Origin of the sequence: Curtobacterium sp. LFS084 (genome assembly GCF_047977705.1) — a bacterium.
In the GTDB taxonomy this organism is placed as follows: domain Bacteria; phylum Actinomycetota; class Actinomycetes; order Actinomycetales; family Microbacteriaceae; genus Curtobacterium.
Genome location: NZ_JBFPFM010000001.1, coordinates 225,593 through 245,790, shown reverse-complemented (window position 1 = coordinate 245,790; position 20,198 = coordinate 225,593). Strand labels below are relative to the sequence as shown.

Below are 20,198 nucleotides of genomic sequence, written 5' to 3'. Positions count from 1 at the left end.
CGGGGTCCGCCGCGGGCCTCGGGGATCAGCACCCTCCCAGCACTCGGTAACGATGAGATCACGAAAGGACCTGTACAAAGCGACAGAGTCGTGCAGAATGGTGGGCGGCCATGACGACTGCACGCGAACTCGACCAGCACCCGGACACCCCGGTGGTGCACCTGTCCCGTCGCGCCGCCCTCGAGGCCGAGCGCGCCGCAGCCCGGAAGCCGGCCCGCCGCGAGCGTGCATCGAAGCCGGTGCCGACCGGTCGTCGCACGGCAGCCGCACGCGCCGCGACCGAGCACGTCGACCCCCGCGTCCAGCGCGTCGTCCGCCGACCCGCGCCGACCGCGCCCGCCGTCGTCCGCGCGACCCGCGCCTCCCGGTCCCGCCGCGCCAGCCGCATCACCCTCACGAGCGCCCTGGCGGCCCTCGCCATGTTCGCCGCGTCCGCGATGCCCGCGCACGCGAGCGTCGGCACCTCGATCGCGACCGCGACCCTCGCGCCGTCCGTGCGCACGCAGGACTACGCCGTCACGCAGGCGATCGCCGCCTCGGCCCTCGACCGCGACGGGTTCACGGTCGGCGGCGGCTCGACGGGCACCCCCGGCACGTCGGTGTCCTACGGCGGCGAGATCCGCTCGCCCTTCCCCGGTCCGGTGCGGATGAGCTCGGGCTTCGGCTACCGTGCGGCTCCCTGCGGCGCCTGCTCCTCGCTCCACCAGGGCCTCGACTTCAACCCGGGCATGGGTGCGCCGATCGGCGCCGTCGCCGCGGGCACCGTCCGGGTCTCCGGCACGTACTTCTCGTACGGCACCGCGGTGATCATCGACCACGTCGTGGACGGCCGCAAGGTCTCGACGCTCTACGGGCACATGATCCCCGGCTCCTCGCCCCTCCGGGCCGGCGACACCGTCGAGGCGGGGCAGTTCATCGGCAAGGTCGGGTCGTCCGGCGTCTCCACGGGCGCACACCTCCACCTCGAAGTCCTCATGGACGGCGTGACGCCGATCGACCCAGAGGCCTGGCTCGAAGCGCGCATCGGGCGTTCCCTCACCGCTTGATCAGGTTTCCTGTGCAGAGTCACAGGCATGGACGACTGCCACAGACCGCCCGCCCGACGCCGATCTGAGCCGGTGGCCCGCTGATGGGAGCCGACACCTGGATCGCCTTCGGGCTCGTGGTCCTCTTCGTGCTCGTCGGCGGCGTGTTCGCAGCGGCCGAGATCGCCCTCGTCTCCCTGCGCGAGTCACAGCTGCAGCAGCTCGAGCGTCGCGGTTCGCGGGGGATGCGGGTCGCCGAGCTCGGTCGCGACCCGAACCGCTTCCTGTCCGCCGTGCAGATCGGCGTGACCGTCGCGGGGTTCTTCTCTGCCGCCTACGGTGCGTCCTCGATCGCGCCGGACGTCGCCCCGCTCTTCACCGGCATCGGCCTCGAGCAGGGCGCGGCCGAGGTGGTCGCACTGGTGCTCATGACCCTCGTGATCGCCTACCTGTCGCTGGTGTTCGGCGAGCTCGTGCCGAAGCGGCTCGCCCTGCAGCGGGCCGAGGGCTTCTCGATGGCCGTGGCGCCGACGCTCGACCGGTTCGCCACCCTCATGCGCCCGGTGATCTGGCTGCTCTCGAAGTCGACCGACGCCGTGGTGCGACTGCTCGGCGGGGACCCGGACGCCCGGAGCGAGTCGATGAGCACCGAGGAGCTCCGCGGCCTCGTCGAGGAGCACGACGCCATCGACGCCCAGGGCCGCCGCATCGCCCGGAGTGCCCTCGACGCGGGCGACCGGATCCTCCGCGAGTCGATGCGCCCGTGGTTCGACGTCGCGACCATCGCCGCCGACACCACCATCGCCGAGGCCACCGACCACGCCATCGAGGTCGGCCACACGCGGTACCTCGTGACCGAGGGCTCGCGCGACGACGTGGCCGGGTTCGTGCACCTGCGCGACCTGCTGCGACCCGAGGACCCCACCCGGCCGGTGTCGACCCTCGTCCGTCCCGTGCTCGCGCTGCCGGAGACGAAGTCGCTGTCGAGCGCCATCGCGGACATGCGCACCGAAGGCCACCAGATCGCCCTGGTCGTCGACGAGTACGGCGGGAGCGCCGGGATGGTCACGCTCGAGGCGCTGCTCGAGGACCTCGTCGGACGCATCCGGGACGAGTGGGACGCCGCCGAGTTCGACGAGCAGGCGGCCCGTCACGACGGCGTCGACGGGGCGACCGTGCTCGAGGACCTCGCCGCCGACGGCGGCCCGACGCTGCCGGACGGTGACTACGAGACGGTGGGCGGCCTGGTGCAGGTGGCGCTCGACCGCGTGCCCGAGGTCGGCGACGTGGTCGAGGTCGACGGGTACCGGCTCGAGGTCACCGCGATGGACGGGCACCGCGTGGCCCGGGTGCGCATCACGGCGGACGTCGCCGCCTGAGGTCGCGGTCCCGGGCAGGGCCTCCCGGGTACGGGCAGGGCCTGCCGGGGTACCAGGCACGGGACGTACGCTCGTCGCATGGGTATCGACGTGCGCAACGAGATCCGCGACTTCCTGTCCTCGAGGCGGGCGCGGCTCACCCCCGAGCAGGTCGGCATGCCCTCGTTCGGCGGCGGCGTCCGGCGGGTGCCGGGGCTGCGACGCCACGAGGTCGCCATGCTCGCCGGGGTGAGCGTCGACTACTACACGCGCCTCGAGCGGGGCTCGCTGAAGGGCGTGTCGGACAGCGTGCTCGAAGGGCTCGCCGCCGCACTCCAGCTCGACGAGGACGAGCGCGTCCACCTGTGGGACCTCGCGCGCCTGGCGAACTCCGGCGTGAAGGTGATGCACCGGAACGTCCCGACCCGCGTCCGGCCCGGGGTGCAGCGGTTGCTCGACTCGATCACCGGAGCGCCCGCGTGGGTGCGGAACGAGCGCGGCGACGTCGTCGCGACGAACGACCTCGGTCGTGCCCTGTACGCGCCGATGTTCGCCGGACCCGGGCGCCCGGTGAACACCGCCCGCTTCACGTTCCTCGACCCGGCGGCGAAGGAGTTCTTCGCGGACTGGGCGCAGACCGCCCGGGACGCGGTGGCGATCCTCCGCGCGGCCGCGGTGTCGAACCCGTGCGAGCCCGGGCTCGTGACCCTCGTCGGCGAACTGTCCACCCGGAGCGAGGAGTTCCGCACCTGGTGGGCCGCGCACGACGTCCGGATGCACCGCACCGGCAAGAAGCGGATCGTGCACCCCATCGTCGGCGAACTCCGGCTCGACTACGAGGCCCTCGAGCTCGTCGCGGACCCCGGGCTCGTGATGTTCTCGTACTCGGCCGAACCCGGCAGCGAGTCCGAGCGCTCGCTGGCACTCCTCGGGTCGTGGGCCGCCACGGAACGCGCCGAGCACTACGCGGCACTGCGCGCGTCGGAGACCGAGTCGGTCGACTGACCCGGAGCCCCCGTGGGCCCGAACGGTCACGGTGGATCGGTCCGGTCACGGTGGATCGGTCCGGTCACGGTCGATCGGTCCGGTGAGGCCGCTCGGCAACCCGTGCCGTCGCGTCGTTGACCGTTCCGGTTCGCGATCCCCGGGATCCCCGAACCAGAACGGTCACGGCGGATCGCCAGGGGCGGTGTCAGGTGGTGGGAGCCGCAGGACCGGTCGCGTCCGTGCCCGCGCCACCGTCGTCGGTCGCGGCACTGCCGTCGTCGGTGCCGGCGATGCCGTCGACGATCGCCCGGTACCGCAGCCGCTCGATGCGCAGCACCCGCTCCGTCGCGGAGAGGCGCAGCACGCGGATCGCCGCGAAGACGAGCACGATGAGCGCGACCGTCAGGACGGCGAGCGCCACGACGAAGGCGACGTACAGCAGGCTGACGACGGCGAATCCCCCGGAGATCATGGGGCGACGGTAGCAGGCACCGTCCGTAGGCTGGGGCCGTGACGAGGACGGCGGACGGCCCAGCGGGGGAGCCCGGAGCCGTTCGCGCGGAGCAGGACCACCGGAAGTACCGCCGGCCGGAGCCGTCCTTCGTCCGGGCGGTCGCGACCGCCCTCGGCGACGCCCGGACGGTCCTCGAGGTGGGTGACGGCGCGGTGTCCTCCGTGCCCGCCGACCGCGCGGTCACCGCGGCGACGTCGACGAACGCGATCGACACCGACGCCGCCAGCGACACCGACGCCACCACCGACACTGACTCCGACACCGACACCGACACCGACACCGACACCCAACGCGACTCCGACTCCGACTCCGACGCTGACGCCGACGCCGACGCCGACGCCACCGACGGATCCGGCACCTGGGCGCTGCCGTTCCCGGCCGACCGCTTCGACGCCGCGGTCGTGACGTTCCCCGTGGAGGGGTGGGTCGACCCCGAGCGGGGACTCGCCGAGGTGCGCCGGGTGACTCAGGGTCCGATCGTGGTCCTGACGTCCGACCCCGACCGCGTCCCGGACTTCTGGCTCGCCGAGTACGCCCCCGAGGTCACCGCGGCCGAGGCCGGGCGGTACCCGCCGGTGGGCCGCATCGCCGCGGCCCTCGCCGGGGACACCGTCACGACCACCCCGCTGCCGATCCCGTTCACGTGCGTCGACGGGTTCTCCGAGGCGTACTACGCCCGACCGGAGCGGCTCCTCGACGCGGCGGCGCGGCGGGCCGACCCCGCCTGGGGCCTCGTGGACGAGCTGACCGCACGCCGCTCGGTCGCGGCGCTCCGGAACGCGCTGGACTCCGGGGACTGGGACCGTGCGCACGGCGCCCTCCGGACGCAGCCGTCACGGGTGGGCTCACTCGTCCTCGTCACCGCGGTGCCGCCGCGCGCTTGACACGTCGACGTAGGCTGGTCCCGTGAGCTTCCAGGAGGTGGTCGGCGCCCGTTTCGCCGACATCAGGGCGTGATGCCCCCGGTCGCACCGTGCGGTGCGGCCGCCGTCATCGAACCCTGAGACCCTCCGCCCGGTGCGGCGCGCGTCCGCGTGCCCCGGGCCCTGTCGAGAGCGAACCACCATGCTGCCCATCAGCGAGAAGACCATCCGCACGTCCTTCGTCAACGCCTCCCGCAAGGAGACCGGCGACCTCACCCTGCCCGGGGACCTCGACACCCTCGACTGGGACGCGCTCGACTACCTCGGCTGGCGCGACCCGAAGCTCGCGCGCCGCGCGTACGCCGTCGTGCCGACGCTCGAGGGCGAACTCGTCGGCATCCTGTTCCGGCAGGCCGAGGCGTCCCCCCGCGCCCGGGCCCAGTGCTCGTGGTGCCAGGACGTCAAGCTGCCGAACGACGTCGTGTTCTACAGCGCGAAACGGTCCGGGCCGGCTGGGCGCAACGGCAACACCGTCGGCACGCTCGTCTGCCAGGACTTCCAGTGCTCCCGCAACGTGCGGCGGACGCCGCCCCTGGCGTACGAGGGGTTCGACGTCGAGGCCGCCCGCCGGCAGCGGATCGAGGACCTGCAGCTGCGCGCGGCGTCGTTCGCCGCGGAGGTCTAGGACCGGCGCGACCAGCAGACGGCCCGGAGGCGCGGTGCGGGCCGGCACCGCGCCTCCAGGCCGTCGGGTCGTGCGGTCAGCGACCGATGGACGACATGTCCGGGTAGCGGTCGCCCGTGGGGACCGGCAGCGCCGACAGGCGCGCGACCTGGTCGGCGGTGAGGGTGAGGTCGGTGGCGCCGACGTTCTCCTCGAGCCGCGTGACCCGCTTCGTGCCGGGGATCGGCACGACGTCGTCACCCTGCGCGAGCAGCCAGGCCAGGGCCACCTGCGCCGGGGTGCCGCCCGCCTCGGACGCGATGTCCTTGACGGCGTCGACGATCCGCATGTTCTCGGCGAACGCTGCCTCGGCGAACCGCGGGTTCGCACGGCGGAAGTCGTCCGAGTCGAGGTCGGACGGCTTCGTGATCGCGCCGGTCAGGAACCCGCGGCCGAGCGGCGAGTACGGCACCAGACCGATGCCGAGCTCACGGAGGGTGTCGAGCACCTCGCCCTCCGGGTCCCGGGTCCACAGCGAGTACTCGCTCTGCAGGGCCGTGATCGGGTGGACTGCGTGGGCCTTCCGGATCGTCGCGGCGCTCGCCTCGGAGAGCCCGATGTGCCGGATCTTGCCCTCCTCGACGAAGCCGGCGAGCTGCCCGATCACGTCCTCGATCGGGACGGCGGGGTCGACGCGGTGCTGGTAGTACAGGTCGATGTGGTCGGTGCCGAGCCGTCGCAGGGAGCCCTCGAGCGCCTCGCGCACCGACTCGGGCGCACTCGAGATCCCGCGCTGGGTGCTCGGCTCGGTCTCGCCGGGGGTGTGGGTGATCAGGCCGAACTTCGTCGCGATGACGACGTCGTCCCGACGGTCCCCGAGGGCCCGGCGGAGCAGGTCCTCGTTCGTGTACGGGCCGTAGGCCTCGGCGGTGTCGAACAGGGTGACGCCGAGGTCGATCGCGCGGTGGATCGTGCGGATCGACTCGTCGTCGTCGGTGCCGGCGCCCGTGTAGAAGGCGCTCATGCCCATGGTGCCGAGGCCGACGGGGCCGACCTCGAGGTCTCGGAGCGTGCGTGTCTGCATGGGTGCAGGTCTACTCCGGGTCCCTCGGTTGGAGGGAGGCACTGACCGGACCCGTCAGCCAGGAATGCCCGTTCGTGCGGTTCCTCCAAGGTTCCGCGCGTTCCCGACCCGACCCTGGTGTGATCGGAGCGTGAACCTGTACTTCCGGCTGTTCCTGCTCCGGTTGCGCGTCCGGCTCCGCCCCGCGGTCGGTGGACGTCGACCGACGCTCTGGGACGAGGTCCGCACGCCGTTCCGGGTGACCCTGACCGACCTCGACCCGCTGCGCCACGTGAACAACGGGAAGTACCTGTCGATGCTCGACCTCGGGCGACTCGACCTCATGCTGCGCTCCGGGTTCTGGGGTGCGATCGCCGAGCGCGGCTGGTACCCCGTGGTCTCCGCGCAGACCATCACGTACAAGCGGTCCCTGACGCTCGGGCAGCGGTTCGAGCTCGTGACGCGCGTGTTCGGGATGGACGACCGCGCGGCCTACCTGGAGCAGACGTTCGTCCGACGCGGCACCGTGGTGGCTCGAGCCGTGGTGCAGGCGCGGTTCCTGCTGCGGACCGGTGGGACGGTGTCCCCGGCGGAGCTGCTGGACGCCGCGGGTGCCACCGACCGGGACCTGTCGGTACCGGAGTGGGTGCACGACTGGGCCGGGGCCACCCGGATCAGCAGCTCGGGTACGCTCGCGGGCAGGGGGGCGGATGCCCCGGGACGAGAGGGGACGTCATGACCATCGTGTGGATCGTGATCGGCATCGCGGTGCTGATCGCCGCCGTCATCACCGTGCTCGAGGTGCAGAACCACCGACGCGCGAAGCGCCTCGCGCACCTCGGACCGGCCGACCCGCGGCTCGGGGCGCAGGCGAGAGCGGACGCCGATGCCGCGCACTCGGTGACCGAGGGACTGTCGAAGTCCGCGCACCCGGGCGTCTCCGGCGCCGGCGGCGGGGTCTCCGGCCCGTGACCCGGCCCGCCACCAGGCGGACGGTGCTCGCCGGGGGAGTCGGACTCGGCATCGCCGGGGTGCTCGCCGCGTGCAGTCGACCGGCACCGTCCCCGTCCCCGTCGGCCACGGGCACACCCGGACCCACGAGGACCCCGACCGCGTCACCGACACCCGGCGGCCCCGACTCGTGGGACGCCCTCGCCGCCGCGGTCTCCGGACGGCTGCTGCGCTCGGGGTCGGACGGGTGGAACACTGCTCGCCTGGTCGAGAACCCACGCTACGACGACGCCGATCCGCAGGGCATCCTGCGCGCAGCCGGGGTCGCCGACGTGCAGGCCGGGCTGGCCTTCGCCCGGAACACGCACACCCCGGTCGCGCTCCGCGCCGGCGGGCACTCGTACACGGGGTGGTCGGCCGGCGGCGCACCCGGCACCGACGTCCCACGGTCGCTCGTCATCAGCACGCAGGACCTCGACGGCATCGAACTGCACGACGACGACACCGTGACGATCGGCCCCGGCGCACAGCTCGGGGACGTCTACGCCACACTCGCGACGGCCGGTCGGGCCATCGGCGCCGGCTCCTGCCCGACCGTCGGCATCGGCGGGCTCACCCTGGGCGGCGGGGTCGGCGTGCTCGTCCGCTCCTTCGGTCTGACCTGTGACCAGCTCACCGGCGTCACGCTCGTCACCCCGGACGGCGCCGTGCACGACGTCTCGACCTCGGCCGAACCGGACCTCTTCTGGGCCTGCCGCGGTGGGGGCGGCGGGACCGTCGGCGTCGTGACCGCACTGACCTACCGGACCCAGGCCGCGCCTCCCGTCCTGCTCTTCACCATCACCTTCGCGTGGTCCGCCGCCGCTGCCGTGGTGCGCGCCTGGCAGGACTGGGCGCCGACCGCCGACCCGCAGCTGTGGTCGACGCTCAAGCTGCTGAACGGCACCCGCCACACCGCGCCGACCGTCACCGTGACCGGTGTGTGGACGGGTTCGAAGACCGGTGCCGACACCTCCGTGGACGGTTTCATCGCCGCCACCGGGGCGAAGCCGCTGGCCCACACCGCAACGCAGCGCACGTACGGGTCCGCGATGGCCGCGCTGGCCGGCAAGCCGCAGCGGGTGTCCGAGGCGGCGACCTCCTCGATCGGATCGGTCAAGCTGACCGACGCGCAGATCGACGTGCTCGTCGCCCGGGCGGACGCGGCCGGCGACGTGCCGGGGAACCTCGAGGGCGGTGTCTCCCTCGATGCCCTCGGCGGCGTCGTGGCCGACGTCGGCCGGACGGACTCGGCCTTCCCGTGGCGGTCCGCGCTCATGACCGTGCAGTACACCGCGGTCTTCGCCGACGGATCGGACCCGGCGCCCTTCGACGCCTACGTCCGGGGCTTCCGGAAGGCGATGCGGCCGGCGTGGGGCGACGCCGCCTACGCGAACTACTGCGACGCGGCCATCACGGACCCCTCGGCGTACTTCGGCGACAACACCTCGCGCCTGCACCGCATCGCCGAGCAGGCGGACCCGGACGGGGTGCTCTCGCAACCGCACTGGGTGTGAACCGACCCGTCGACGGTGGGTCGCCCTACGATGACCGCATGAACGCCGACGACCTGGTCCTGCCGGACGCCGCCGCCTGGCGTGCCTGGCTCGACGCGCACGAGGACGAACTCGACGGCGTGTGGCTCGTCCTCGCGAAGAAGGGCACGACCGAGCCGACGACGCTGACCTACGACCAGGCGCTCGACGAGGCCCTCTGCTCCGGGTGGATCGACGGGCAGAAGCGCGGGCGCGACGCGGCCACCTTCCGGCAGCGGTTCACCCCGCGGCGGAAGGCGTCGCTCTGGTCCGAGCGGAACATCGGCCTCGTCGCCACGCTCGTCGCCGACGGGCGTATGCGCGTCCGGGGCCAGGCCGAGGTCGACCGTGCCAAGGGCGACGGCCGGTGGGACCGTGCCTACGCCGGTGCCGCGACGGCCACGGTGCCGGACGACCTGCGGGCAGCGCTCGACGCCGCACCGGCCGCGGCCGCCCTGTTCGCCGGACTCGACGCCACGAACCGGTACGCGGTGCTCCACCGGATCGCGACCGCGCCGAGTGCGACGTCCCGGGCGAACCGGCTCGCGAAGCTGGTCGGTGGGCTCGAGCGGGGCGAGACCCCGTACCCACGGAAGCCCTGACGCGCCGACACCGGCACGAGCCACGGTGAGAGCGAGCCGAACCGGTTCCGACCGATCCCGGGGGACACCGACTCAGCGCGCTGCGACGAACGCGGCGTAGACCGGGGACATGACCACTGGCACCGACACCACGAACCGTCCGGCCGCCGCCTCCGGCACCTTCCGCATCGGGGGCGACGTCGAGGTCCACCGCCTCGGCTACGGCACCATGCAGCTCACCGGCCCCGGCGTCTGGGGACCCCCGAAGGACCACGACGAGGCGATCCGCGTCCTCAAGCGCGCGGTCGAACTGGGCGTCGACTTCTTCGACACCGCCGACTCGTACGGCCCCTACGTCGCCGAGGACCTGCTCCGCGAGGCACTGCACCCCTACGGCGACGACATCGTCATCGCGACGAAGGCCGGCCTCACCCGCACCGGGCCGAACGAGTGGCCGCCGGTCGGCCGCCCGGAGTACCTGCGGCAGGAAGCCGAGATGAGCCTCCGCCGACTCGGCCTCGAGCGCATCGACCTGTTCCAGCTCCACCGCATCGACCCGAAGGTCCCGCTCGAGGACCAGGTCGGCGAGCTGAAGAAGCTGCAGGACGAGGGCAAGATCCGGCACATCGGTCTGTCCGAGGTGTCGGTCGACGAGGTCAAGGCGGCGCAGGAGATCGCGACGATCGTCTCCGTCCAGAACCTCTACAACCTGCAGAAGCGCGACGCCGAGGAGCTCCTCGACTGGTCGACCGAGCAGGGCATCGGCTTCATCCCGTGGTTCCCGCTCGCGACCGGCGGTCTCACCGGCAGCGACTCGCCGCTGACCGAGATCGCCGAGCGCAAGGGCGCCACCCCGGCCCAGCTCGCCCTGGCCTGGCTGCTCAAGCGCTCGCCCGTCATGCTCCCCATCCCCGGCACGTCGAGCGTCGCCCACCTCGAGGACAACCTCGCGGGCGCGACCGTCGAGCTGACCGACGACGAGTTCGAGGAGCTGTCGAAGCTGGGGTCCTGACCCCGGGTCGCGGACGCGACCACCCACCGGACAGGAGGCGCGGTGCCAGCTGGCACCGCGCCTCGCGTCCGTCTGCTGCCCCGTCCGGAACGCCCCCTTGCGCATGCATACCGAGTATGGGCATACTCGGTATGTCCAAGGCGGACGGATCGAGGGGGAAGACGACATGAGCGTACGAATGGGCGTACTCGCACTGCTGGTGGCCGGACCCGGGTACGGGTACCAGCTCCGGGGGGAGTTCGAGCACCGGACCGGGGGCAGCTGGCCGCTGAACATCGGCCAGGTCTACACGACGCTCGACCGCCTGGAACGCGACGGACTCGTGGCCCGCGGCGACGCCGACGACGACGGACACGTCGTCTACACGGCGACCGACGCGGGTCGCGAGGAGGTCGCACGCTGGTTCAGCGAGCCCGTCCCGCCGAAGCGCGGTCGCGACGAGCTCGCGATCAAGTTCGCCCTCGCCGTGACCGTGCCCGGGGTCGACGTCCCGCGACTGGTCCAGGTCCAGCGCGCCGCCGCCGTGCGGAACCTGCAGGACCTGACCCGGCTGAAGCGCTCCTCGGACCCGGCGGACGACCTCGCCTGGTCGCTCGTGCTCGAGTCGATGCTGTTCCAGGCCGAGGCCGACGTCCGCTGGCTCGACCACGTCGAGGCGAGCGTCGCCCGGTTCCGACCGTCCCCGGCGCCCGGGTCGACCGACGTCGCCGAGCCGTCCGACGCAGCCGTGCGGAGCGCCCGGTGAACGCCGGGACGCCGCTCCTCGAGCTCGACGCCGTGAGCGTCCAGTACGGCTCCGGCGCGAAGGCCGTCACCGCCCTCGCCGGCATCGACCTGCGGATCGCCCGCGGCGAGATGGTGGCCGTGATGGGCACCTCGGGCTCCGGCAAGTCGACGCTGCTCGCCTGTGCGGGCACGCTCCTGCCGCCGACCAGCGGCGAGGTCGTCATCGACGGCGCCTTCGTGTCCGACCGGCCGGCCAAGGACCTCGCCGCCCTGCGTCGTCGACTCGTCGGGTTCGTGTTCCAGGACTTCAACCTCATCCCCTCGCTGACCGCGGTCGAGAACGTGGCGCTGCCGCTCGAGCTCGACGGGTGGAAGGCGAGCCGGGCCCGGCGCGCGGCCGAGCTCGCACTCGAGAACGTCGAGCTCGGGCACCGGACCGACGCCTTCCCGGACGACCTGTCCGGCGGCCAGCAGCAGCGCGTCGCGATCGCTCGAGGGGTCGTCGGCGATCGTCGACTCGTCCTCGCCGACGAGCCGACCGGCGCCCTCGACTCGCAGACCGGCGAGGTCGTGCTCCGCATGCTCCGTCGCCACGTGGACGCCGGGGCCGGTGCACTCCTCGTCACCCACGACGCCCGGCACGCCGCGTGGGCGGACCGGATCGTGTTCCTCCGCGACGGACGGGTCGTCGACGAGACCGTGTACTCCGGCGTCGAGATGGCGCTCATGGACCGAGCCGCGTCGTGAGTGCGCGTCGGCGCCGTGCCGACGCCCGCCCGGCCCGCCGCACCCCGTTCGCCCTGCGTCCGGCGCTCCGGCTGGGTCGACGGCTGGCGTTCGCGAAGGCCGGACGGGCGGCGCTCATCGTCGCGCTCATCGGCATCCCCACCGCGGGGTTCGCCGCGGTGTCCGTCGTGGTGCAGTCCACCCAGCCCACCCAGGCCGAGGCACTGCGCTACGACCTCGGGCACGCGGTCGCGCAGATGCAGGTCGTCGGCCCGGACCTGCCCGGCATGCGGCAGGACCCGGTCCAGTGGCAGTACACCGAGTCGGCGAAGGGCAGCCCGGTCGCCGAGTCCGACGGCGAGGCCCGGTTCGCCGACCTCCTCGACCACGTCCCCGCCGGTGCCGTGTCGATCCCGGTCACCTCGGCGCAGATCGTGCTGACCGGTCCGAAGGGCCCCATCGGCATCCAGGCGGTCGAGGGTTCGGTCTGGTCACGGGTCCTCGACGGCCACTGGCACGTCCTCGACGGTGCGGCACCGACCAGCCGCGACGAACTCATGGTCACACCGGCCACGCTCCAGCGGCTCGGCGCGTCGATCGGTGACACGGTCGACCTGACCGACCCGGTGACGAAGCGCTTCACGATCACGGGCACCATGCGCGACGCCGCGTCCGACCCGGGCGCCCAGGGCGTCTTCCTGCCGTGGGGCACCACCACGCCGTCGATGACGGACGCGGGCCCGGCACCGTACGACGTCACCGTGTACCTGGCCTCGGACGCCCCGACGTGGTCGGAGATCCGCGCGCTGAACGCGCACGGCATCACGGTGCAGTCGCGTCCCGTCGTGCTCGACCCGCCCGACGAGCGGTTGCACGGCGCCGGCTTCAGCAGCCCGATCGGCTGGTTCCTCGGGGCGATGGCGCTGCTCGGCGTCTTCGCGATGTTCGAGGTCGCCCTGCTCGCCGGCGCCGCGTTCCTGGTCGGCACCCGGGCGGACACCCGCTCGTACGCCATCGTCACGAGCGTCGGTGGGGACCGTCGCTTCGTCCGGTCGATCGTGGCCGGGTCCGGGCTGGTGCTCGGGCTCACCGGCGCCGTCCTCGGGGTCGCGCTCGGTACCGGTGTCGGCGTGCTCGCGTTCCGTCTCGCGGACAACGGCAACGTCGGCACGTGGCCGGGGCTGCACATCCCGGCCGGCCTGGTCCTGTCGATCGGTGCCGCCGCCGTCCTCGCGGGTCTCGTGTCGGCGCTCGTCGCGGCCCGTGCGGCGACCCGGGTGAACGTCCTCGCGGCGCTCCGCGGTTCGCTCCGGCCTGCCGCGGTGAACCCGCGCGCCGAACGCCGCCGACGGATCTGGGCACCCGTGCTCGTCGTCGCGGGCAGCGTGATGACCCTGGCGTGCGGTGCCGGCGTGCTCCTGCTCAACGACCGCCCGGTGCAGCAGGACCACCTCGCCTGGATCGTCGGCGCCGGTGTCGCGATCGGCCCGTGCCTCATGCAGCTCGGGGTCGCGATGTCGTCACCGTGGCTCCTCGCCCTCGTGTCCAGGACCGCGACGCGGCTCGGGCTCTCCGCCCGCCTCGCCGCGCGGGACGCCCGGCGCAACCCGGTGCGCACCGTGCCGGTGCTCGCGAGCGTCATGAGCGTCGTGTTCGTGGCCTCGGTGGTGATCACGTGGAGCGCGTCGCAGCACGCCCAGTTCGTCCGCGACTACGAGTACCGCACCGCCGTGGGCGTCGCGACGGCCGACGTGTCGCTCTCGAACGAGGACGGCAGCGACAGCGGGTACGACGCCTCCGTCACGGCGAAGGCGGCGACGATCGTCTCCGGCGTCCTCGACCACGACCGGGTCCGCGTGCTCGGTGTCGTGCCCGACATCGCCGGCGACCGACCGTCGACGATCTCGCTCCTGCACTCCTGGGGCCGGACGGACTGCCCGACGAACGACACCACGTCCTGCTCGCGGTACCTGGAGTCGCAGGACACCTCGGCGCCGCACATCTGGACCGGCACGGTCGACGACTACGCCGTCCTCACCGGTCACCGTCCGTCCGCGGAGGTCCGCGACGCACTCACCTCGGGCCGCGCCGTCGCCCTGTGGCCGGAGTACGCGCACGACGGCCAGGTCCGGATCGACGCGTTCCGCGACCAGACGTCGAACAGCCCCGCGATCACGGCCGAGACCCGTCCGGACGCCACGACCACGATCCCCGCCGTGCTCGACGTGCAGACCCCCCGCATCCAGGTCGGCGTCTTCATGACCCCGGAGACCGCCGAGCGGTACCGGGTCCCGGCGGTGGACGGCATGCTCGTGACGGAACAGACCGAGCCGATCACCCCCGCGCAGTCCGACGAGCTGACCTCGGCGTGGCAGAGCCTCGGCGGCGCGGACCGCCAGCGCTGGGGCGGCCCGTACTTCCAGTACGAGACCGGTCCGGTCGACGCGCAGGGCATCGTCAAGGCGATCGTCCTCGCCCTCGCCGCCGCGGTGACGATCGGCGCGACCGCCGTCGCCATCGGGCTGGCGCGGTCGGACGGTCGACGCGACGACGAGGTCCTCGACGCGGTCGGTGCGGCACCGGTGCTCCGGCGACGGGTGTCGGCGTGGCAGGCAGCGATCCTGACGACCGTCGGTGCGGTGATCGGCACGCTGCTCGGGCTGCTGCCCATCCGGGCGCTCACCCTCCGGTTCACGGCCGGGCCGACGGGCACCACGCACCTGCCGTTCGTGGCGGACTGGCCCGTGCTCGCGCTCCTCGCGATCGGGCTGCCGGTGCTCGTGACCGCGGGGACCTGGCTCTTCGCGGGTCGCCGCCACCGCGTGGCCCTCCGGCGCACGCCGTGACCGGACGCGGCGGGTCCCGGACCCGACGGTGGCGGCCGGCTGGGAACGGCCGCGAAGACCCACAGCCAACGGCGCGGTTCCCCAGGTCTGGGGACTGGTACGGCAGGCGGATCCGGGGGATACCTGATGTCGTGTCCCGCACCCGTCGTCTCGCCCTCGTCGCGAGCATCGTCACCGCCGCCGGCCTCGTCGCCGGCGGGTCCCTCGTCGTCGGCACGGCCGTCGTGTCGGCGAGTACCGCCGCAGCCGAGCGCGCTCCGTCCACGAGCCACGTCACGGCGGCCCCGGTCGAACGCGCGGACACCACGACCACCGGCGGGACCCGGCTCCGTGCCGCGACCCCGGGCGACGCCGTCACCGGTGCACTCGGCACCGGCGACCGGCCCGGCGCGACCACCTTCGCGTACGCGGGCGACTCGATCACGGCACGGCCGGACTCGTGGCTGCACGACCTCGTGCCGGACACCCGGTTCCACGCCGTCGGCGGCTACGCGCACAGCGGCTACCGCTCCGACCAGGTCCTCCACGAGATCGGCCCCGTGCCGGACGCGGACGTCCTCGTCGTCGAACTCGGCACGAACGACGTGAACCAGGCGATCCCGACCGCGACGACGATCGCGAACGTGGACGCCGTCGTCCGGAAGGTCGGCGCGCAGCACGTGCTGGTCGTCTCCGGGCCGCCGTCGGACTGGACCTGGAGCCAGTGGGGCGCCGACCGTCGGTCGGGACAGCTCGTGCTCAGCCGGGCGCTGGAGCGGGACGCGGCGGACCACGGCTGGTCGTACGTCGACCCGTTCGCCCGGTTCCGGCAGACGGACGGCGCGTGGGTCCGGGGCGCCTCGGCGGACGGCATCCACGGGGACGCGGCGACGAACGTCGTCGTCGCCCGCGTGATGGCGACCGCGATCACGCGCGCCGCACGCTGACCGCGACGCGACCGGGGGCGGACGTCGGTCACTCGGGCAGCGGCTCGGCGTACGTTCGGAACGCACCGCGCTCGGTGTGGATCGCCCACAGGCGGTCCGCGATCGCCGCACCGGAGTGCTCCGGCTGCCCGTCGTCGATGCCGAACGGGATGATGAGCTGACCGACGTGGACGTCCTCGTCCCGGACGGCGTCGTGCAGCAGCTGCGCGTAGGCGCTCTCACCCGCGAAGGCGACCGACGTGCCGGTCACCCGCGCGCCGGGGCGCACCGCGCTCCCGCCGTTGACGAACAGGATCGTGCCGTGGCCGATCGCGCGCATGCCGGGCAGCACCTGGCGGACGGCGTTGACCGAGCCGTAGACCGAGAACTCGATCGGGCCGACGAGGTCCTCAGCCGTGGTCTCGAGCACCGGTCGCATGTACTCCTTGGCGGGCAGGGGGCTGTACTGCAGCACCTCGATCGGGCCGAGCTGCTCGGTCGCACGCTCGAGGGCAGCGCGCAGCGAGTCCCCGTCGCGGACGTTCGCGGCGAACCCGGCGGCGGTGTGGCCGTGCTCCCGGAGCTCGGCGGCGAGGGAGTCCAGGCGGTCCTGGTTGCGGGAGACCAGGGCGATCGAGAAGCCCTCCCGTGCGAAGCGTTCGGCGACGGCGAGGCCGAGTCCCTTGCCGGCTCCGACGATGGCGATGGTGGTCATGCGGTGGTCCTTCCGGTGGTCAGGTCGTGTGCCGCCGGTTTCGGGCCGCGCGGCACTGCACGTCCCCGACCGTAGGCCGCTCCGCGCACCCGAGGGGGGTGGTGCCAGTGCCACCCAGGGGTTTCCCGACCGCCACGAGTGCAATCGACCCACGACCCGGGAGGACCACCGTGCACACCACCGCTCGCCGCCACCGCACCCGCCGCACCCTGGCCGCGCTCGGGACCGTCGCCGCCGCGACCCTCGTCCTCGCCGCCTGCACGGACGACGGCGCCCGCACCCTCGAGGGCCGTGCGTCCGCGACGAGCGGCCCCTCGGCCAGCGCGGCACCGTCCGCGGCGAGCGCCGCCGGCCAGCTCGCGCCGGGCGGCGAGACGACCGACGTCGTGACGGGACTGGACGCCCCGTGGTCGGTGGTCCGCACCGGCGAGGGCGACGACGCGCTGATCAGCGAACGCGACTCCGCGAAGGTGCTCGAACTGACCGACGCCGGGAGCACGCGCGAGGTCGGCACGGTCCGGGGCGTCCGGCAGGGTGGCGAGGGCGGCCTGCTCGGGCTCGCGCTGCACGAGGGCGACCTCTTCGTGTACTCCACGGGCGACGACGGCAACCGCATCCAGCGCTACGAGCTGACCGGGAGCGCCGGGTCGTTCGCGCTCGGTGACGCCACGACGGTGATCGACGGGCTGCCGTCGAACAGCTTCCACAACGGCGGCCGGATCGCGTTCGGCCCGGACGGCATGCTCTACGCGAGCGTCGGGGACGCCGGCACCGGCTCGGACGCACAGGACAGGGACTCGCTCGCCGGCAAGATCCTGCGGCTCACCCCGGACGGCGAGGTGCCCGGCGGCAACCCGTTCCCCGGCTCGCCGGTGTGGAGCCTCGGCCACCGGAACGTCCAGGGCATTGGGTGGACGGCCGACGGCACGATGTTCGCGTCCGAGTTCGGGCAGGACACCTGGGACGAGTTGAACGTGATCGAGCCGGGGAAGGACTACGGCTGGCCCGAGGTCGAGGGCACCGGCGGCACCGACCAGGGGTTCGTCGACCCGGTGCAGCAGTGGGCGACCGACGACGCCTCGCCGAGCGGCCTGACGGTGATCGACGACACCGTGTTCATCGCGAACCTGCAGGGCGAGGTCGTCCGGGCCGTCCCCGCCGACGACCCCTCGACCTCGACCGAGTACTTCGCCGGGGACTTCGGGCGGATCCGCACCGTGCTCGAGGGGCCCGAGGGCGCGCTCTGGTTCGTCACGAACAACACCGACGGGCGCGGGGACCCGACGGACGGCGACGACCGGATCGTCTCGGTGCCGCTCGCCACGAGCTGACCGGCCCTGACGGGTACCAGCAGCCCCTGCTCCGACCCGTCGATCGGACCTACCGTGGAGGACATGGACACGAAGGCCGAAGTCCGCGACTTCCTCCGCAGCCGCCGTGCGCGCGTGACGCCGCAGCAGGTCAGGCTGCCCGACTTCGGCGGCGGCGCCCGACGCGTCCGGGGCCTGCAGCTCCTCGCCGACCTCGCGGCGACCACGGTCGCCGCCGTCCCGGAGACGGAGGACGCATGAGCGAGACCGACTCGATCCCGACCACCCGCACCGCGGGGCCGCTGACGTTCCTCGAGCGGGTCCGGTTCCGCCTGCGTGCCGAGCGCGAGATCGAGGAACTCGTCCGCGACCGAGCCCGGGAGGAACGCATCCGCGCCGAGGCGGCCGTCCGACTCGCACCGGGGCCATGGCACCTCGCGGAGCTCTTCCGGCGGCGTCCGTGACCACCCGTGCGGGGATGACGCCCGCCCGCACCCTGCTGTTCGCGGTCGCCGGGGGTGCCGCCGTCGGCAATCTCTACTGGGCGCAGCCGCTGCTCGACGAGATCGCGTCCTCGCTCGGGACGTCCGCCGCGGTGGCCGGGCTGCTCGTCACGCTCACCCAGGTCGGCTACGCGCTCGGCATCCTCCTCGTGGTGCCGCTCGGGGACGTGCTCGACCGCCGACGTCTGGTCCCCGGGGTGCTCGTGGCGTCTGCAATCGCGCTCCTGTTCGCCGCCGTGGCCCCGTCGTTCGCCGTGCTCCTGGTCGCGCTCGCGCTCGTGGGCCTCACCACCGTCGCCGGACAGCTGCTCATCCCGCTGGCCGGGGACCTCGCCGATCCCGCCGCGCGTGGCCGGGTGGTGGGCACGATCGCCTCCGGTGTCCTCACCGGCATCCTCGTGTCCCGCACGGTCAGCGGGCTCGTCGCGGACGCGTTCGGCTGGCGCGCGATCTACGTGGTCGCCGCCGCCGCTGCCCTGCTGTTCGCCGTGCTGCTCCGGCGGGCGATCCCCGAGCTCGACCGACGGGACCGAGTGCGGTACCCGACGCTCATCGCCTCGGTGTTCCGTGCCGTCGCGGCGCACCGGGCCGTGCGCGTGACCCTCGTCATCAGCTCGGCGATGTTCGCCGTCTTCACGATGTTCTGGACCGCGCTGACGTTCCTGCTCAGCGCGGAGCCGTTCGGGTACTCCACGAGCGCGATCGGGCTCGTGGGCCTGGCCGGGCTCGCCGGGGCGGTCGCCGCGCAGCGGGTCGGTCGGTTGCACGACCGCGGCCACTCGGTGCCTGTGACCGGGGCGGCGATCGCCCTCGTGCTCGTCTCGCTCGTGGTCGCCGGGATCGGGTCGACGTCGATCGTCGTCGTCCTCGTCGCGGTGGTCCTGCTGGACGTCGGCGTGCAGGCGACGAACGTCCTCAACCAGACGCGGCTCTTCGCGATCGACCCCGCGGCGCGCAGCCGGCTCAACACGGCCTTCGTCACCGGCAACTTCGTCGGCGGTGCGATCGGCTCGGCGCTCGCCTCGGTGCTCTGGAACACCGGCGGCTGGACAGCGGTCACCGTGGGCGGCGCGGTCCTGGTCGGGTTCGCCCTGACGGTCTGGGCGGTCCACCGCCGCCGCGGGCTCGTGGTCACCGCCAGCGCCTGACCTCAGATCGCGAGTTCGACGTCACGTCCGTTGACGGTCACGATGATCCGGGGGTTCTCCGCGCCGGCCGCGGTGATGTAGCTCCGGAGCGTGGACAGCAGCATGTCCTCACGACGCTCCATCTGGGACACCGCTCCCTGGCTGATCCCCAGCTCGTGGGCGATCTCGACCTGGGTCCGTTTGCCGGCTTCCCGCACCATCGCGAGGCTCATGGCGTGGATCCGGTCGAGCTCGTCCGCCTCCGTCTCGAGCGCCGCCACGGCGTCGGCCATGCCAGGCCGCTCGAGCATCCGCTCGAGGCGGTCGTTGCCGTGCACGAAGTCCTTCTCGCCCATCATGCTTCCTTCGTCTCGTCGACCCACCGGTCGATCAGTCGGTCGGCACGGACGCCGACCGTTTCGTAGAACACGTCACCCATCGCGGCCTTGTCGCCGGAGAACAGCGCGACCACGACACGGTCCGTACCCGGCGGGAACCAGCAGATCAACCGGAGCGCGATCCCCTGGACGTACGGGTGCGAAACCCGCCAGACGACGTGTTCCCTCGACTGTCGGACTCGCTTGATCACAGCGGTGTCCTCCGTCGGCGCTGCATCCAGGTCCCGCAGCCGCTTGAGCATGAACGTGAGCAACTCGAGCCGCCGCCGACCCCGTTCGGTGGTGTCAGCGTCGAGCCGGTCGAGCTGCGCGTTGAACTCTCGAGGCCAGTCGATCTGCATGCATCGCAC

The 20,198-nt window shown here is 73.1% G+C and carries 23 protein-coding genes; 18 read left to right on the top strand and 5 right to left on the bottom strand.

The annotated features are described in order from the left end of the window. Positions 1–110 precede the first annotated feature (110 nt). The 3 genes from ACNQOV_RS01250 (at position 111) to ACNQOV_RS01240 (ending at position 3,388) form a co-directional block, all read left to right on the top strand. The gene (locus tag ACNQOV_RS01250; RefSeq protein WP_402266414.1) at positions 111–1,046 is read left to right on the top strand and encodes a M23 family metallopeptidase; all 936 of its coding nucleotides are present in this window, start codon (positions 111–113) and stop codon (positions 1,044–1,046) included. A gap of 83 nt (positions 1,047–1,129) precedes the next feature. Next, positions 1,130–2,404: a hemolysin family protein gene (locus tag ACNQOV_RS01245; RefSeq protein WP_402266411.1), complete on the top strand. Its 1,275-nt coding sequence runs from the start codon at positions 1,130–1,132 to the stop codon at positions 2,402–2,404. A 78-nt stretch (positions 2,405–2,482) separates the two neighbouring features. Next, positions 2,483–3,388 carry a helix-turn-helix transcriptional regulator gene (locus ACNQOV_RS01240; protein WP_402266408.1) on the top strand — a complete coding sequence of 302 codons (906 nt, stop codon included), beginning with the start codon at positions 2,483–2,485 and terminating at the stop codon, positions 3,386–3,388. A gap of 187 nt (positions 3,389–3,575) precedes the next feature. Here ACNQOV_RS01240 and ACNQOV_RS01235 read toward each other — a convergent pair whose 3' ends face one another. Beyond that, on the bottom strand, positions 3,576–3,842 hold the full coding sequence (locus ACNQOV_RS01235; protein WP_402266405.1) for a hypothetical protein: 267 nt from the start codon (positions 3,840–3,842) through the stop codon (positions 3,576–3,578). 38 nt (positions 3,843–3,880) lie between these two features. Between ACNQOV_RS01235 and ACNQOV_RS01230 the strand changes: the two genes are divergently transcribed. Both ACNQOV_RS01230 and ACNQOV_RS01225 read left to right on the top strand, forming a co-directional pair. Beyond that, a complete protein-coding gene (locus ACNQOV_RS01230) occupies positions 3,881–4,768 on the top strand; it encodes an SAM-dependent methyltransferase (RefSeq protein WP_416393010.1) in 888 nt (295 codons plus the stop codon). 181 nt (positions 4,769–4,949) lie between these two features. After that, complete coding sequence (locus ACNQOV_RS01225) at positions 4,950–5,432, top strand: FBP domain-containing protein (protein ID WP_022907023.1); 483 nt, start codon at positions 4,950–4,952, stop codon at positions 5,430–5,432. Positions 5,433–5,508: 76 nt separating this feature from the next. On the opposite strand, the gene ACNQOV_RS01220 is transcribed toward ACNQOV_RS01225, so the two are convergent. After that, entirely contained in the window at positions 5,509–6,495 is a 987-nt protein-coding gene (locus ACNQOV_RS01220; protein WP_402266398.1) for an aldo/keto reductase, read from the bottom strand. Between the two features lie 130 nt (positions 6,496–6,625). Here ACNQOV_RS01220 and ACNQOV_RS01215 point away from each other — a divergent pair, with 130 nt between their 5' ends. The 9 genes from ACNQOV_RS01215 to ACNQOV_RS01175 all read left to right on the top strand — a co-directional run bounded on the left by ACNQOV_RS01215 (position 6,626) and on the right by ACNQOV_RS01175 (position 15,816). Next, positions 6,626–7,213 (top strand): acyl-CoA thioesterase, encoded by a 588-nt coding sequence (locus ACNQOV_RS01215; RefSeq protein WP_416393009.1) that lies wholly within the window; start codon positions 6,626–6,628, stop codon positions 7,211–7,213. Next, positions 7,210–7,446, top strand: coding sequence for a hypothetical protein (locus ACNQOV_RS01210; RefSeq protein ID WP_022907020.1), 237 nt, complete (start codon positions 7,210–7,212; stop codon positions 7,444–7,446). The genes ACNQOV_RS01215 and ACNQOV_RS01210 overlap by 4 nt, the downstream gene beginning before the upstream one ends. Beyond that, positions 7,443–8,981, top strand: a complete 1,539-nt coding sequence (locus tag ACNQOV_RS01205) for an FAD-binding oxidoreductase (protein WP_416393008.1) — start codon at positions 7,443–7,445, stop codon at positions 8,979–8,981. Before ACNQOV_RS01210 ends, ACNQOV_RS01205 begins: the two co-directional genes overlap by 4 nt. A 38-nt stretch (positions 8,982–9,019) precedes the next feature. Beyond that, positions 9,020–9,601 carry a YdeI/OmpD-associated family protein gene (locus ACNQOV_RS01200; RefSeq protein ID WP_416393007.1) on the top strand — a complete coding sequence of 194 codons (582 nt, stop codon included), beginning with the start codon at positions 9,020–9,022 and terminating at the stop codon, positions 9,599–9,601. 109 nt (positions 9,602–9,710) lie between these two features. Then, positions 9,711–10,592: an aldo/keto reductase gene (locus tag ACNQOV_RS01195; RefSeq protein WP_416393006.1), complete on the top strand. Its 882-nt coding sequence runs from the start codon at positions 9,711–9,713 to the stop codon at positions 10,590–10,592. Between the two features lie 166 nt (positions 10,593–10,758). Continuing rightward, positions 10,759–11,337 (top strand): PadR family transcriptional regulator, encoded by a 579-nt coding sequence (locus ACNQOV_RS01190; RefSeq protein WP_022906258.1) that lies wholly within the window; start codon positions 10,759–10,761, stop codon positions 11,335–11,337. Beyond that, positions 11,334–12,065: an ABC transporter ATP-binding protein gene (locus ACNQOV_RS01185; protein WP_416393005.1), complete on the top strand. Its 732-nt coding sequence runs from the start codon at positions 11,334–11,336 to the stop codon at positions 12,063–12,065. Before ACNQOV_RS01190 ends, ACNQOV_RS01185 begins: the two co-directional genes overlap by 4 nt. Next, positions 12,062–14,890, top strand: a complete 2,829-nt coding sequence (locus ACNQOV_RS01180) for a hypothetical protein (RefSeq protein ID WP_416393004.1) — start codon at positions 12,062–12,064, stop codon at positions 14,888–14,890. Before ACNQOV_RS01185 ends, ACNQOV_RS01180 begins: the two co-directional genes overlap by 4 nt. A gap of 131 nt (positions 14,891–15,021) precedes the next feature. Next, entirely contained in the window at positions 15,022–15,816 is a 795-nt protein-coding gene (locus ACNQOV_RS01175; RefSeq protein WP_416393003.1) for an SGNH/GDSL hydrolase family protein, read from the top strand. A 28-nt stretch (positions 15,817–15,844) separates the two neighbouring features. Here ACNQOV_RS01175 and ACNQOV_RS01170 read toward each other — a convergent pair whose 3' ends face one another. Then, a complete protein-coding gene (locus ACNQOV_RS01170) occupies positions 15,845–16,510 on the bottom strand; it encodes an SDR family NAD(P)-dependent oxidoreductase (protein WP_402266371.1) in 666 nt (221 codons plus the stop codon). A 170-nt stretch (positions 16,511–16,680) separates the two neighbouring features. On the opposite strand from ACNQOV_RS01170, the gene ACNQOV_RS01165 reads away from it, so the two are divergent. From ACNQOV_RS01165 to ACNQOV_RS01150, 4 genes are all read left to right on the top strand, one after another. Continuing rightward, complete coding sequence (locus ACNQOV_RS01165; protein WP_416393002.1) at positions 16,681–17,841, top strand: PQQ-dependent sugar dehydrogenase; 1,161 nt, start codon at positions 16,681–16,683, stop codon at positions 17,839–17,841. Between the two features lie 63 nt (positions 17,842–17,904). Next, positions 17,905–18,081, top strand: a complete 177-nt coding sequence (locus ACNQOV_RS01160; RefSeq protein ID WP_416393001.1) for a hypothetical protein — start codon at positions 17,905–17,907, stop codon at positions 18,079–18,081. Then, the gene (locus ACNQOV_RS01155) at positions 18,078–18,284 is read left to right on the top strand and encodes a hypothetical protein (protein WP_022906253.1); all 207 of its coding nucleotides are present in this window, start codon (positions 18,078–18,080) and stop codon (positions 18,282–18,284) included. The genes ACNQOV_RS01160 and ACNQOV_RS01155 overlap by 4 nt, the downstream gene beginning before the upstream one ends. Continuing rightward, positions 18,281–19,471: an MFS transporter gene (locus ACNQOV_RS01150; protein ID WP_022906252.1), complete on the top strand. Its 1,191-nt coding sequence runs from the start codon at positions 18,281–18,283 to the stop codon at positions 19,469–19,471. The genes ACNQOV_RS01155 and ACNQOV_RS01150 overlap by 4 nt, the downstream gene beginning before the upstream one ends. A 2-nt stretch (positions 19,472–19,473) precedes the next feature. Here ACNQOV_RS01150 and ACNQOV_RS01145 read toward each other — a convergent pair whose 3' ends face one another. After that, positions 19,474–19,809, bottom strand: a complete 336-nt coding sequence (locus ACNQOV_RS01145) for a helix-turn-helix domain-containing protein (RefSeq protein ID WP_031261729.1) — start codon at positions 19,807–19,809, stop codon at positions 19,474–19,476. Further along, positions 19,806–20,189: a hypothetical protein gene (locus ACNQOV_RS01140; protein WP_402266356.1), complete on the bottom strand. Its 384-nt coding sequence runs from the start codon at positions 20,187–20,189 to the stop codon at positions 19,806–19,808. Before ACNQOV_RS01140 ends, ACNQOV_RS01145 begins: the two co-directional genes overlap by 4 nt. Between the last annotated feature and the right edge of the window lie 9 nt (positions 20,190–20,198).

Excerpts from the sequence above, each read along its gene's own strand:
- ACNQOV_RS01195 (WP_416393006.1), top strand. The coding sequence starts at position 9,711 with ATGACCACTGGCACCGACACCACGAACCGTCCGGCCGCCGCCTCCGGC.
- ACNQOV_RS01250 (WP_402266414.1), top strand. The coding sequence starts at position 111 with ATGACGACTGCACGCGAACTCGACCAGCACCCGGACACCCCGGTGGTG.
- ACNQOV_RS01220 (WP_402266398.1), bottom strand. The coding sequence starts at position 6,495 with ATGCAGACACGCACGCTCCGAGACCTCGAGGTCGGCCCCGTCGGCCTC.
- ACNQOV_RS01200 (WP_416393007.1), top strand. The coding sequence starts at position 9,020 with ATGAACGCCGACGACCTGGTCCTGCCGGACGCCGCCGCCTGGCGTGCC.
- ACNQOV_RS01240 (WP_402266408.1), top strand. The coding sequence starts at position 2,483 with ATGGGTATCGACGTGCGCAACGAGATCCGCGACTTCCTGTCCTCGAGG.
- ACNQOV_RS01245 (WP_402266411.1), top strand. The coding sequence starts at position 1,130 with ATGGGAGCCGACACCTGGATCGCCTTCGGGCTCGTGGTCCTCTTCGTG.
- ACNQOV_RS01210 (WP_022907020.1), top strand. The coding sequence starts at position 7,210 with ATGACCATCGTGTGGATCGTGATCGGCATCGCGGTGCTGATCGCCGCC.
- ACNQOV_RS01225 (WP_022907023.1), top strand. The coding sequence starts at position 4,950 with ATGCTGCCCATCAGCGAGAAGACCATCCGCACGTCCTTCGTCAACGCC.
- ACNQOV_RS01160 (WP_416393001.1), top strand. The coding sequence starts at position 17,905 with ATGGACACGAAGGCCGAAGTCCGCGACTTCCTCCGCAGCCGCCGTGCG.
- ACNQOV_RS01170 (WP_402266371.1), bottom strand. The coding sequence starts at position 16,510 with ATGACCACCATCGCCATCGTCGGAGCCGGCAAGGGACTCGGCCTCGCC.
- ACNQOV_RS01140 (WP_402266356.1), bottom strand. The coding sequence starts at position 20,189 with ATGCAGATCGACTGGCCTCGAGAGTTCAACGCGCAGCTCGACCGGCTC.
- ACNQOV_RS01155 (WP_022906253.1), top strand. The coding sequence starts at position 18,078 with ATGAGCGAGACCGACTCGATCCCGACCACCCGCACCGCGGGGCCGCTG.
- ACNQOV_RS01190 (WP_022906258.1), top strand. The coding sequence starts at position 10,759 with ATGAGCGTACGAATGGGCGTACTCGCACTGCTGGTGGCCGGACCCGGG.
- ACNQOV_RS01235 (WP_402266405.1), bottom strand. The coding sequence starts at position 3,842 with ATGATCTCCGGGGGATTCGCCGTCGTCAGCCTGCTGTACGTCGCCTTC.
- ACNQOV_RS01145 (WP_031261729.1), bottom strand. The coding sequence starts at position 19,809 with ATGATGGGCGAGAAGGACTTCGTGCACGGCAACGACCGCCTCGAGCGG.